This is a genomic window from Mesorhizobium delmotii (assembly GCF_900149755.1).
In the GTDB taxonomy this organism is placed as follows: domain Bacteria; phylum Pseudomonadota; class Alphaproteobacteria; order Rhizobiales; family Rhizobiaceae; genus Mesorhizobium; species Mesorhizobium delmotii.
On the sequence record NZ_FUIG01000103.1, the window covers coordinates 234,245 to 247,164 of the forward strand.

The following is a 12,920-nucleotide window of genomic DNA, read 5'->3' on the forward strand; positions in this document are numbered from 1 at the left end:
CAAGGCGTATAAAGGGATTCACGTCCGAAAACGCAAACAAAAAAGCAGGTTCCGGCTTTTTACGCCGGCGCTCCAAGCGCGGCCAGCTGCACCTTGACCTTGCCGCAATAGGCCGCGGATATCGGGTTCATACGCTTGGCGCCATGGCCGGCATTGTACTTCAGGATCGTGCCGCATGTCGTGCCGTCGCCGAGGTTCCGCGCCATGGCGAGGTATTTCATGCCGTATTTGATGTTGGTCTCGGGATCGTAGAGACCTTTGATCGAGCCGCTGTAACCCATCATCCGCGCCGTCGACGGCTTGATCTGCATCAGGCCGATCTCACCGGCGCTGCCGACCTGGTTCGGCTGGAAACTGCTCTCGATCATGATGACGGCCTTGGCGAGCGACACCGGCACACCATTGCTGGCGGCATGACGCTCGATGATCGTCGAATACTGGCCGCTGCCGCCGGCGACCGCCGCCTTCGGCGCCGCCGCCCTGCTTTTCCGGCCGATCGCCGCCGTCGTCGCCTGGTCGATGCGGGTCCTGTTGCGCTTCACATGCCGCTTGGAGACTGCCTTGTTTGCAGAGACTGGCTTTTTCACTTTTACCCCAGCTTTTTCCGGCTTTGCGGATGCTGGCTTTTTCACCTTTACCGCAGCAGCTTTTTCCGCCTTTGCGGAGGCTGTCCTTTTTTCCTTTGCGCCCTGGCCGGCTTTCGGCGTGGCGGTTTTGTCGGACGCGGTAATGAAACCCTGGTCGGCTCGCTGGCTCAGTGGCGCGCCATTCGCCGCACCGATGGCAAAAGTCATTACGCCGGCAGCAACAGCTGCCGTTAAAACGGTCAATTTCTGCATGGGATCCTGTTCTGTTTGAGCCGCGCGAAGAACTTCACGCAGCTACGCTAATCAACATCGGAACATCTGGGGGGCTGTAGGTCCGACAACTTGCACGGATCGCCTTTGACGACCGAATTGGCGGCAAAAAAGGCGAGGCAAGTCACTTTAAGTGACAGGTTGTAACTTAACAGCTAGGAAAAGACTACTTGGGCGGAACTGCCCTCACGGAGGCAAGCAGCCTTTCCAGCGTGTGGATTGTCGATCCGTCGGCCACACCATCCACTTTGCGTTGGCGGAAGTGCCGTTGAAAAGCCTCGACCACGATTTCGGTATGCCGGTCAAAATTGCCTGATATCTCCACGCCATAACCGTAGAGCGCCAGCATCGATTGCAGCGCCTCAACCTCGGCATCCGCATCGCCGGCCTTCAGCACCGCGCCACGCCTGACAGGTGCCGCTTCGACGAGATGGCCGACACCGGCCTCGAACAGGGCCTTCCAAGGGAATTTCTCGCCCGGGTCGATCTTGCGTCCCGGCGCCACGTCGGAGTGGGCGAGCACTCGTTGGGCTGGAATGGAATGGCGCTGGACAATCCCCTTGCACAGGCCGATGACGGCATCGATCTGCCGTTTCGGAAAATTCCGATAGCCCAGTAAATGCCCCGGATTGACGATCTCGATGCCGACCGAACAGGAGTTGATGTCGGTGCGTCCGAACCACGAACTCTTGCCGGCATGCCAGGCACGGTCGCTTTCGCTAACCATCTGGACGATCCGGCCATCCTCATCGACGAGATAGTGCGACGAAACCTCGCTGGCCGGATCGCACAGCCATGCTTCGGCGCCGGCGCCAGTCTCCATGCCGGTGTAGTGCAGCACGATCATGTCGGGCTTCTCGCGTCGTGGACCGAAATTCGGCGATACCCTTACCTCGGCGCTCGGCTCGTCGGGGGGGAAGCCGCTCATGCGTGCCGCAGGCCTCGTTCGATCATCTCATAGGCCGCGTTGATTGCCGCTATCCTGCTCGTTGCGATCTTGATGAATTCCTGCGGCAGACCGCGTGCGATCAGCCGGTCGGGATGGTTGTCCGAAACCAGCTTGCGATAACGCTTCCTGACCTCCTCGAACGTTTTTCCCCGCTCGATGCCAAGCACGACATAGGGATCGGCCGCACCCAGGTCGACGTGCCGGGCCAGAATGCTCTGGTAATGCGCCTCCTCGATCCGGAATATCTCGGCGATACGATGCAGGAACTGGCCTTCGCGCTCGTGGACCAGCCCGTCAGCCTTGGCGATATGGAACAGCCCGTCGAGAATGTCCTCCAGCATCGCGCAGTTCGAATGGCCGGAGCCGCAAAGCTGCGCCATCCGCGCGGCATAGGTCTCGAATCCGGCGATGTCGCGCTTGGCCAGATCATAGAGCCGCGCCACATTGCGCGTTTGGTCCTTCGGCACTTCGAATATCTGCTGGAAGGCGCGCACCTCGTCCTGCGTGACGATGCCGTCGGCCTTGGCCATCTTGGCCGACAGCGCGATCATCGCCACCGAGAAGGCGACGCGCCGGCGCAGATCGGGATCGCCGGAGAAAACCGTACGCACGGCCTCGACGACGTCGGCGACACCCGACGAGGTTGAGGACGAAACGCGGGTGATGAAGTCGCCGAGGCGATCCCAAATCGACATGATCACCTATTAGGGCTAACCGGCCACCGCTATCAAGCGAAGACAATGCCGCAGGGCCGGCCCAGCCGATTTCGTGGGATGCCTGAAGTAGGTGGCGCTAACCATCGATTATGGAAAACAAGCAGACGGCAGCCGCGACACCGGCCATATCGCGAGAAAACCGCAGGCCTTGCGACATCTTGCCGTTCGTTCCCGCCCTGGCGGCGAGGTTAGGCTATGTCGTCTCGGGGAAACTGGCGCGGGAAATGCCGGGCAGGCAGGTGGTCTGCCGGGCGCTATCGCCCGCGTCAGCCAGGCACAATTGCTGCAATTTCGGCCCTTCTGCTGGGCGAAAAAGTGACGGGCGAAACCATACCATTCGCGCTTGCGGTGATGGCCATCGCCGCAAGGCGCGTGTCTTGAACCAGATGCTGGGAAGGCCGGCATCATGCCGGCCTTCCCTCAATCTTCAGTCAGATAAACTACTGCGCCGGCGCAGGAGCAGGCTCTGTCGGAGCCGGCTCGGCCGGCTTCGTGGCATCAGGAGCCGGCTGCATCGGCTGTTCAGCCGCCGGCGGATTGGTGCTCTGCGTGGTTGTGGCGTCCCCGCCCGTGCCGCTGTCGCTGCAAGCCGCAACGCCAAGCAGGGCAAGCGCCGAAACTGACGCAAGAATGAGTTTCTTCATGACATCTCTCCTCTAATCACGCCCCCGCTACCGGTGACGATCGAGGGCAGAATGCACCAAGTGCCCTATGAGTTTCATAACGTTGCGTTTCCGCATGTAACATCATCTGCTTTGCCGTTGCCGGCGAAGCCGTGGCGAACTAACACCAAGCCATGGCGAATTAACACATTGAATCAATAAAATGCCTGGGAGAGCTGCCGTGACCGCCAAATGGGATTTCTGGATCGACCGCGGCGGCACCTTCACCGATGTCATCGGCCGTGACCCGGAAGGCGGGCTGCACCCGCGCAAGCTGCTGTCCGAGAATCCTGAAGCCTATGCCGACGCCGCTGTCCAGGGCATTCGCGAGCTGCTCGACCTGAAATCCGGCGCTCCGATCCCGTCCGGCCTGATCGGCGACATCAAGATGGGCACCACCGTTGCCACCAACGCGCTTCTGGAGCGCAAGGGCGACCGTGTTCTGCTGCTCATCACCAGGGGATTTCGCGACGCGCTGAGGATCGCCTATCAGGCGCGGCCCGACATCTTCGCCAAGGAGATCATTCTTCCCGAGCAGCTCTACGAACGCGTCATCGAAGTCGACGAACGCGTGCGCGCCGACGGGAATGTCGAACGGCTGCTCGACATTGCCGCCTGCCGGCCGGCGATCGAACAAGCCAAGGCCGACGGCATCGACGCCGTGGCGATCGTCTTCATCCATGCCTGGAAATATCCCGATCACGAAAAGGCGGTTGCAAAGGTCTGCAGAAAACTAGGGTTTCGCCAAGTCTCGGTCAGCCACGAAGTCTCGCCACTCATCAAGCTGGTCGGCCGCGGCGACACCACCGTGGTCGACGCCTATCTGTCGCCGATTCTGGCAAGGTATGTGCAAAAAGTGGCGGGTGAACTGGGCGTTCTCTCCCCCCTCGAGGGGGAGATGGCCGCGCAGCGGCCAGAGGGGGTCGCCCAAGGCAGCGCGAGGCGTCAAGGAACGTCGAGCACTGCCGCAACGACCCCACCCGGCGGCTTTGCCGCCACCCTCCCCGCAAGGGGGAGGGAATCCCCCCGGCTCATGTTCATGATGTCGTCGGGCGGCCTCACCGCCGCCGACATGTTCCAGGGCAAGGACGCGTTGTTGTCCGGCCCGGCCGGCGGCGTCGTCGGCATGGTCGAGACAGCAAAACTCGCCGGTTTCGACAAGGTCATCGGCTTCGACATGGGCGGCACCTCGACTGACGTCGCCCACTATGACGGCGACTATGAGCGCGCCTTCGACACCGAGGTTGCCGGCGTGCGCATCCGTGCGCCAATGATGCGCATCCACACCGTCGCCGCCGGCGGCGGCTCGATCCTGCACTTCGAGGCCGGCCGCTTTCGCGCCGGGCCGGACTCGGCCGGCGCCAATCCCGGCCCGGCCGCGTACCGGCGCGGTGGCCCGCTGGCCGTCACCGACGCCAATGTCATGCTGGGCAAGCTGCAACCAGACTTCTTCCCGGTCATTTTTGGACCCGGCCAGAACGAGCCGCTCGACGTGCAAACCGTGCGCGAGAAATTCGCAGCACTCGCCGCCGAAATCGGCGAGGGCCGGACGCCGGAAGCTGTCGCCGAGGGGTTTGTCACCATCGCCGTGGAAAACATGGCCAACGCGATCAAGAAGATTTCCGTGCAGCGCGGCTACGACGTCACCGAATATCTCCTGAACTGTTTTGGTGGCGCCGGTGGCCAGCACGCCTGCCTCGTTGCCGACGCACTCGGCATGGAAGCGGTGCTGATCCATCCCTTCTCCGGCCTGCTGTCGGCTTATGGCATTGGGTTGTCCTCGATTTTTTCGTCACGCCAGCAGGCGCTGCTGAAACCGCTGGCGGAAGACTCCAGGCCGGCGATCGACGACCTTATCGCGACATTGCGCAAAGCCGTCATCGACGAGCTCGCCGCACAAGGCATCGCCGAGGACGCCGTCGCCTCGAAACCGGTGCTGCAGGTCCGCTATGACGGCACCGACACCGCGCTGCCGGTGAATTTCGAGCACGGCTCGATCGCACGCGCCAAGGGCGATTTCGAAATGGCCCACAAGGCGCAGTTCGGCTTCGTCTATGACGACAAGCCGATGATCGTGGAATCGGTCGGCGTCGAAGGCATCGATACCGGCGGCACTAGCCGCGACGAAAGTGATTCAGCCCTTGAGGACATCGCCGCAAGCCCTTCGCAGAGTCGGAAAATCTTCGCCGACGGCACCTGGCGAGACGCCGGCATCTTCCGCCGCGAGGTACTCAAACCGGGGCACAAGGTTGTCGGCCCTGCCCTGGTGATCGAACGGAACCAGACCATCGTCGTCGAGCCGGGCTGGCAGGCCGGGATCACCGCCAAGAACCACGTGCTCTTGCGCCGCATCGAGAAAAAGCGCCGGCAGGCGGCGCTCGGCACCGAGGCCGATCCGGTCATGCTGGAGGTGTTCAACAACCTGTTCATGTCGATCGCCGAACAAATGGGCGTGACGCTGCAAAACACCGCCTATTCGGTCAACATCAAGGAACGGCTGGATTTCTCCTGCGCCGTCTTTGACCGGAATGGCGCGCTGGTCGCCAACGCGCCGCACATGCCGGTGCATCTCGGTTCCATGGACCGTTCGGTGGAAACCATCATCCGGCTGAACTCCGGCGACATCCACCCCGGCGACGTCTTTGCACTGAATGCGCCTTATAATGGCGGCACGCATCTGCCTGATATCACCGTGGTGACGCCGGTGTTTTCCCTCCCCCTCGAGGGGAGGGTGGCCGCGAAGCGGCCGGGTGGGGTCGCTGCGGCAGTGCTCGACGTTCCGGCGGTGCCTTCTGAGGAGACCCCCACCGCCGCCTTCGGCGGCACCTCCCCCTCAAGGGGGGAGGAGATCCTCTTCTACGTTGCCTCACGCGGTCATCATGCCGACATCGGCGGCACCGCGCCCGGTTCAATGACGCCGCTCGCCACCACGGTCGACGAGGAAGGCGTGCTGTTCGACAATTTCCGCATTGTCGATCGCGGCCGGTTCCGCGAGAAGGAACTGGAGACGCTGCTCACCGACCACCCTTATCCCGCGCGCAATCCTCACCAGAACATTGCCGACCTCAAGGCGCAGATTGCCGCCAACGAAAAGGGCGTTGCCGAACTGCGCAAGATGGTCGCGCATTTCGGCCTTGATGTCGTCGAGGCCTACATGGCTCACGTCCAGGACAATGCCGCCGAAAGCGTGCGCCGTGTACTGGAGCGGCTGCCCGACAGTTCCGTATACGAGTATCCGACCGACACCGGCCAAGTCATCAAGGTGAAGATCTCGGTCGACCGGAAAAAGCGTGAGGCGACCGTCGACTTCAGCGGCACCTCGCCGGTCATGAAGAACAATTTCAACGCCCCCGAGCCGGTCGCCCGCGCAGCCGTGCTCTATGTCTTCCGCGTCATGGTCGAGGACATGATCCCGATGAATGCCGGCTGTCTGAGACCCATTAACATTATTATTCCCGAGGGTTGCATGCTGAAGCCCGCCTATCCGGCCGCCGTCGTCGCCGGCAATGTCGAGACCTCCCAGCATGTCACCAATGCGCTGTTCGGTGCCATGGGCGCGATGGCCAACGCGCAAGGCACGATGAACAACCTCACCTTCGGCAACAAGCAGTACCAGTATTACGAGACGATCTGCTCCGGCTCGCCGGCAGGCCGGATGAACTCCGGCCGCGGCTTTGCCGGCACCTCCGGCGTCCACACCCACATGACCAATTCGCGCCTGACCGACCCGGAAGTGCTGGAACTGCGCTTTCCCGTCCTGCTCGAGGATTTCCACATCCGCGAGGGCTCCGGCGGCAAAGGCAAATGGAGTGCCGGCGACGGCACCGAGCGCACCATCCGTTTCCTCGAAAGGATGGAATGCGCCATCCTGTCCTCGCACCGCAACCGCCCGCCGCAAGGCCTGGACGGCGGCGGCGATGGCGAGGCCGGCTCGACCAAGGTCCGCCGCAAGGATGGCCGCGTCGAAGTCCTCAAGGCTTGCGACCAGACGGTGCTCGACGCCGGTGAAGCCGTCATCGTGACGACGCCGACGCCGGGCGGATTTGGCCGCTCCTAGAGGAGGCATCCAGAATTCGCTCCGGCGAGTCAGGTGGGGTGGTTCTTGAGAACCGAAGCGGAGCGGACATTTGGGTCCGTGAGCATCGGAAGCGCAGAAAACCGCATCAGATGACCGCCGGAGTAGAATTATCGATGCCTCCGACTGTCACCGGCCTGTCATGACGCTGCGCTACCCGCTTGCGGCAAAGCAAACGGGGAATCGCCTTGCCATGACCGACATTTCCGGAGAACTGGTTTTTCGCCGCGGCAAGGAAGTTGGCAAGGCCGTCTACCAGAACCGCCCGCTGTCGAAGGCCGGCCTCTCCGAACGGCTCTTCGCGTTGCTGTTTTCCGGCCTCGTCTATCCGCAGATCTGGGAAGACCCCGACGTCGACATGGATGCGATGCAGCTTGGCCAACGCCACCGCGTCGTCACCATCGCCTCGGGCGGCTGCAACATCCTCGCCTATCTCACCCGGTCGCCCGAAAGGATCGATGCCATCGATCTCAACGCCGCCCACATCGCGCTGAACCGCATGAAGCTCGAGGCGGTGCGCCATCTGCCCTCGCAGGGCGACCTGTTCCGTTTCTTCGGCGCTGCCGAGACCCGTCACAATTCGCAAGCCTACGACCGTTTCATCGCGCCGCATCTCGACCCGGTCAGTCGCCATTACTGGGAGCGTCGCAACTGGCGCCTCCGTCGCCGCATCGCCGTCTTCGACCGCAATTTCTACCAGACGGGCCTGCTCGGCTTGTTCATCGCCATGGGTCACCGCACCGCCAAATTCTTCGGCGTCGATCCGGCCGGCATCATGGGAGCCAAAAGCCTCGCCGACCAGCGCCGCTTCTTCGACGAGGAACTGGCCCCGGTCTTCGAAAAACGGTTGCTGAAATGGGCCACCTCGCGAAAGGCCTCGCTGTTCGGCCTTGGCATTCCGCCGGCGCAGTACGATTCGCTGATCACCTCGGGCGACGGCACCATGGCCAGCGTGCTGAAGGCCCGGCTGGAAAAGCTCGCCTGCGATTTTCCGCTACAGAATAACTATTTCGCCTGGCAGGCTTTTGCCCGCCGCTATCCCAATCCCGGCGAGGCTGCGCTGCCCGCCTATCTCGAAAAGCGCAACTACAATACGATCCGCAACAATGTCGACCGCGTTGCCGTCCACCATACCAATCTGATCGAATTCCTCGCCGGCAAGGATGCCGGTTCGGTCGACCGCTTCGTCCTGCTCGACGCCCAGGACTGGATGACCGACGACCAGCTCAATGCGCTGTGGGCCGAGATCACCCGCACCGCGTCCACTCATGCCCGCGTCATCTTCCGCACCGCGGCCGAACCCAGCCTGCTGCCCGGCCGGGTCTCGAATTCGCTGCTCGACCAGTGGAGCTATGCAGACGAGGCGTCGCGCGAATTCTCGGCCCGCGACCGTTCGGCCATCTATGGCGGCTTCCATCTTTATGTGAAGCAGTCCGCATGAGCACGACCGAATTGCCGGCCAGGCACGCCGAACCGCCGGCCAGCCATGCCGAACTGATGGACGGCGTCTATCGCTGGCAGCGCCATTTCTACGACCTGACCCGCAAATACTATCTGCTCGGCCGCGACCGGCTGATATCAGGGCTCGACGTGCCGGCCGGCGGCACGGTGCTCGAACTCGGCTGCGGCACCGGCCGCAACATCGTCCTTGCCGCCCGCCGCTATCCAGGCGCCCGTTTCTTCGGCCTCGATATTTCGGCCGAAATGCTGGAGACGGCCAGCGCCGCCATGGTCCGCGAAGGCCTGTCCGGCCGTGTCACGCTGGCACGCGGCGACGCCACTGATTTCGACGCAGAAGCGCTATTTTCTGTTGAAAGTTTCGACTGCATTTTTGTCTCGTATTCGCTGTCGATGATCCCCGGTTGGGAGAAGACGGTTTCCGCGGCACTTGCAGCCTTGTCGCCTGGCGGCTCGCTGCACGTCGTCGATTTCGGCCAGCAGGAAGCCCTGCCCCGCTGGTTCCGCACGCTGCTGCGCGGCTGGCTGAGAAAATTCCATGTCGAGCCGCGTGAAGCGTTGCGCGATGTCCTGGAATCGGAATCTGCAACAGTCGGCGCAAGCCTCCGATTCAGAACACTTTATCGCGGCTATGCATGGCTCGCCGTGGTCGGGCAGCGCAGCTAGTCAGGGTGTGTTGAAATTCAGGTCAGGCCGAGCCGGAGTCGAAGACGGGCAACTTCGCGCGTCAGGAGCGGATATTGCCATCCACCTCGCCACGCTCTTCACGAGAACGAACTCTGAATCGGATTAGACTAGACCTGGCGAACGCCGCTTGTGTCTTCCGGCGCGAAAGGCCAACGCTCAGCCGAGTATCCTCTTGACTCGTCCGGGCTTCCCGGTGCGGTCGCGCCATTTGCAAACATCGGCTCTCCAACAGCGACGGGGATTTTTGGCGATCGCAATGCAACTCAACCAGATATTGCGACTTGCCACACGGAGCAGCTGGAAATTTATCCTGCCCTCCTTCTACAAAACGCGAGAGCAAGCCATGATGGGCTAGTCGTATTCATCGCGAGACCGCTATCCCAGGAGAAGCGAAGCGGCCAAATGCGTAACTGGGTGACAAAGTTCTGGCGCTCGCTTTCTGCCGGCGGCCTCGTCGTGGGCACGCTGTTCTTCGTAGCTTCTCTTACGCCGACCCTTGTTCCTCGAACCTATCTGACCCAGGGCGTGCTCTCCGGGGCATGTTTCGCCGCCGGATACGGCATCGGAGTCGCGTGGCGCTGGCTGTGGGCCTATATGGAGCTTCCGGAACCGCGTGAGCGGTTCCTGCTTGCTCTCAAGATCGCCGTCGCGGCCATTTGCGCAGCAATCGCCATCTTGTTTTTATGGTGGGCAGCGGAATGGCAAAATTCAATCCGTCAACTGATGCACCTCGAACCCGTGACGAGCGCGCATCCGCTTGAAGTCTGCGTCATCGCGATCGTCACGTTCCTGATGCTCATCGCGCTGGCCCGGCTCTTCAAACGCATCTCCCGTTTGATTTCAGAAAGGTCGGGCCGCTTCGTCCCCCGCAGGGTTTCGAATGTGATCGGTTTCACTGTCGCGATACTGTTGTTCTGGGCGGTCGCAAATGGCGTGCTCGTCCGCTACGCGCTCTACGTCGCCGATTCGTCCTTCGCAACGTTTGATGCCCTCGTCGAACCGGATCGAGCGCAGCCGACACCTCCGCTCAAGACCGGCAGTGCCGCTTCCCTCGTCAGCTGGAAAGAACTTGGACGGGCAGGACGAGAGTTCATCGCGACGGGACCTACCGCTAGCGAGATAAGCACTTTCACGCAAAAGGATGCGCGCGAACCCATCCGGGTCTATGTGGGGCTTCGGGCGGCCGACACTGCCGAAGAAAGGGCGCAACTTGCCCTTGAGGAATCAAAGCGCGTCGGGGCCTTCGAACGCTCCGTACTGGTCGTCATCACGCCTACCGGAAGTGGCTGGATCGATCCCGCCTCGATGGATACGGTTGAATACCTCCACAATGGCGACGTGGCGAGTGTTGCCCAGCAGTACTCCTATCTGTCGAGCCCGCTATCGTTGCTGGTCGAGCCGGAATACGGCTCGGAAGCAGCAAGGGCTTTGTTTGCCGCAGTCTATGAATACTGGACGACGCTTCCCCACGACAGGCGACCCAAACTCTATCTGCATGGCCTGAGCCTCGGAGCGATGAACTCCGAGAGATCGGTGGAGCTTTTCGAGATCCTTGGTGACCCTGTCCACGGGGCGCTGTGGAGCGGTCCGCCCTTTGAGAGCAGAATTTGGCGCAGCATAACGGAGCATCGCAATGCCGGTACGCCCGCTTGGTTGCCGCGGTTTCGGAACGGTTCGTTCGTCCGCTTCATGAACCAGAATGGCGAGACCGGTCCGGCGGACGCGCCTTGGGGTCCCATGCGCATTGTCTACCTCCAATATGCCAGCGATGCGATCACGTTTTTCGATTATCGCGACTTCTATCGTCGTCCCGAGTGGATGGACGCTCCACGCGGCCCGGACGTCTCGCCGGAACTGCGGTGGTATCCGGTGGTATCGATGCTACAGTTGGCCCTTGACATGGCCGTCGCGACCAATACGCCGATGGGCTATGGTCATGTCTTTGCGCCCGAACACTACGTCGACGCGTGGCTCGCGGTGACTGATCCGCAGGGCTGGTCTGCCGACCAGATCGCGCGATTGAAGCAGTATCTTGCCGCTCGCGGCAGGATGTGATCGCTGCCTGCGACGAGTGCGTTATGCGAGCGGTTTGTTTACGAAAGTCTACACATTTGGCATTCGACTTTGGCTTTCCACACGACATAAGGAGATAGGAGATCCTCATCATGTCGGACAAACCTAAAAACGGCCTCGATCGCCGGGATCTAATTGTAGCATCCATTGCCTCGGTAGGCGCGGCGGCCGTCTTCGCGGCCAATGCTGGTTCTGCGAACGCCCAGGACTCAGCGGCTTCATCTGTTAGCCCGACACCGGGTGCGCCATCAGCGACGATCTATACCGGCGATGTGATCCAGAGGAAAAAAGTCGTCAGCGTGCTCGACGTCAAGAAGCATTTTTTGTATTTTCAGGGCGTGCAGATGCCCACCGGACAGCACTGGTATGTGTCTGTGACGGTCGCTAGGGGGGCAAAGCCGGGCAAGCGCGCTGTCCTGGTCAGTGGTGTGCATGGTGACGAGATGAGTTCTGTGCATACGGTCCAGACCGTGATGAACCAACTTGATCCGGCGGAGATGTCGGGCACAGTGATGGCGGTCACGGACGTGTCCCGTCCAGCCATGGAAAGCATGCAGCGCAGATGGCCCAATTCTGGCAGGGGGCATTGACCTGATCAACATGAATAGGGAATGGCCCGGCGACGAGAACGGTGCCAGTGCGGCCAGCCACCACGCCGGTCTCCTGTTCAACCGGCTCCTTCGGCCGAACGCTGACGTCGCAATCGACTTCCATACCGGGACGACCGGATTCGATGCCTCCGCTTTCAATATTGGCGACATGGATGTGCCCGAGATCAAGGCGATGCTGGAACTTTATCCAGTGGGCCAGATCTTCGACAATCCTGTGTATCCAAGTGTCCTTCATAACGCGTTTGTTGCCGCGGGGATCCCATCCTTTTGTCCGGAGGTTGGTGCTGCGCGTATCCTCGACCTTGAGATGATTCCGCTATTCGTTGAAGGCACGATGAACGTCCTCAAGCATCATGGCATCCTTGCCGGGCCAATGGGACGCACAGGCAAGGATGTGAATGTTTTTGTCGGCAACAGTGCGTTCCCGATCCTGGCAACCCAGGCCGGGTTCGTCGAGCATCTGGTCAAGCTGAACGACAAGGTCGGACCCGGACAGAAAGTGGCCATTCAGCGTAAAAGCTTCGGCGAGGTGGTTGCGGAGTACACCAGCAGCGTGGCTGGAGAGGTGGCGGGTCTGCGCAGCGATACGACGGCCGAGGCCGGCAATACCTTGGTATTTGTCCTTTTCCACAGGGCGGCGCCGGAGGGCGTCGAGACTTATCCCGAGTAGTTCACACCCTGCCGAGGCGGCTTAGGTGAACTGACGAGCGATCGCGCCAATCCAAACGCGTCGCCGAGTGGTGCTCTATGGTGAAATTCGATATCGCCGGACTGGAGGCCGCGCCGACAGATTGAGCCTTACCGCGCTCGTAGGATCCGTACTCCAAAAACG

At 61.5% G+C, this 12,920-nt stretch carries 8 protein-coding genes and 1 pseudogene; 5 read left to right on the plus strand and 4 right to left on the minus strand.

From position 1 onward, the window contains the following. Window positions 1–59: 59 nt before the first annotated feature. The 4 genes from BQ8482_RS36815 to BQ8482_RS36830 all read right to left on the minus strand — a co-directional run bounded on the left by BQ8482_RS36815 (window position 60) and on the right by BQ8482_RS36830 (window position 3,166). Window positions 60–839, minus strand: a complete 780-nt coding sequence (locus BQ8482_RS36815; protein ID WP_123151967.1) for a transglycosylase SLT domain-containing protein — start codon at window positions 837–839, stop codon at window positions 60–62. A gap of 184 nt (window positions 840–1,023) precedes the next feature. Next, window positions 1,024–1,785, minus strand: coding sequence for an N-acetylmuramoyl-L-alanine amidase (locus BQ8482_RS36820; protein WP_123151968.1), 762 nt, complete (start codon window positions 1,783–1,785; stop codon window positions 1,024–1,026). Next, window positions 1,782–2,501, minus strand: coding sequence for a J domain-containing protein (locus BQ8482_RS36825; RefSeq protein ID WP_095494817.1), 720 nt, complete (start codon window positions 2,499–2,501; stop codon window positions 1,782–1,784). The genes BQ8482_RS36820 and BQ8482_RS36825 overlap by 4 nt, the downstream gene beginning before the upstream one ends. Window positions 2,502–2,962: 461 nt before the next feature. Next, on the minus strand, window positions 2,963–3,166 hold the full coding sequence (locus tag BQ8482_RS36830) for a hypothetical protein (protein ID WP_123151969.1): 204 nt from the start codon (window positions 3,164–3,166) through the stop codon (window positions 2,963–2,965). A 199-nt stretch (window positions 3,167–3,365) separates the two neighbouring features. Here BQ8482_RS36830 and BQ8482_RS36835 point away from each other — a divergent pair, with 199 nt between their 5' ends. From BQ8482_RS36835 to BQ8482_RS36855, 5 genes and pseudogenes are all read left to right on the plus strand, one after another. Next, the gene (locus BQ8482_RS36835; protein WP_123151970.1) at window positions 3,366–7,241 is read left to right on the plus strand and encodes a hydantoinase B/oxoprolinase family protein; all 3,876 of its coding nucleotides are present in this window, start codon (window positions 3,366–3,368) and stop codon (window positions 7,239–7,241) included. A 160-nt stretch (window positions 7,242–7,401) separates the two neighbouring features. Then, window positions 7,402–8,700 carry a BtaA family protein gene (locus tag BQ8482_RS36840; RefSeq protein ID WP_123151971.1) on the plus strand — a complete coding sequence of 433 codons (1,299 nt, stop codon included), beginning with the start codon at window positions 7,402–7,404 and terminating at the stop codon, window positions 8,698–8,700. Further along, window positions 8,697–9,383 (plus strand): class I SAM-dependent methyltransferase, encoded by a 687-nt coding sequence (locus tag BQ8482_RS36845; RefSeq protein ID WP_123151972.1) that lies wholly within the window; start codon window positions 8,697–8,699, stop codon window positions 9,381–9,383. The genes BQ8482_RS36840 and BQ8482_RS36845 overlap by 4 nt, the downstream gene beginning before the upstream one ends. Window positions 9,384–9,806: 423 nt before the next feature. After that, complete coding sequence (locus BQ8482_RS36850) at window positions 9,807–11,459, plus strand: alpha/beta hydrolase (protein ID WP_123151973.1); 1,653 nt, start codon at window positions 9,807–9,809, stop codon at window positions 11,457–11,459. Between the two features lie 110 nt (window positions 11,460–11,569). Further along, window positions 11,570–12,758: pseudogene (locus BQ8482_RS36855) on the plus strand (M14 family metallopeptidase). The last annotated feature ends 162 nt before the right edge of the window (window positions 12,759–12,920 follow it).

What these genes read in the sequence shown, in the direction of transcription:
- BQ8482_RS36825 (WP_095494817.1), bottom strand. Translation starts at nt 2,501, where the DNA reads ATGTCGATTTGGGATCGCCTCGGCGACTTCATCACCCGCGTTTCGTCC.
- BQ8482_RS36840 (WP_123151971.1), top strand. Translation starts at nt 7,402, where the DNA reads ATGACGCTGCGCTACCCGCTTGCGGCAAAGCAAACGGGGAATCGCCTT.
- BQ8482_RS36815 (WP_123151967.1), bottom strand. Translation starts at nt 839, where the DNA reads ATGCAGAAATTGACCGTTTTAACGGCAGCTGTTGCTGCCGGCGTAATG.
- BQ8482_RS36820 (WP_123151968.1), bottom strand. Translation starts at nt 1,785, where the DNA reads ATGAGCGGCTTCCCCCCCGACGAGCCGAGCGCCGAGGTAAGGGTATCG.
- BQ8482_RS36845 (WP_123151972.1), top strand. Translation starts at nt 8,697, where the DNA reads ATGAGCACGACCGAATTGCCGGCCAGGCACGCCGAACCGCCGGCCAGC.
- BQ8482_RS36830 (WP_123151969.1), bottom strand. Translation starts at nt 3,166, where the DNA reads ATGAAGAAACTCATTCTTGCGTCAGTTTCGGCGCTTGCCCTGCTTGGC.
- BQ8482_RS36850 (WP_123151973.1), top strand. Translation starts at nt 9,807, where the DNA reads ATGCGTAACTGGGTGACAAAGTTCTGGCGCTCGCTTTCTGCCGGCGGC.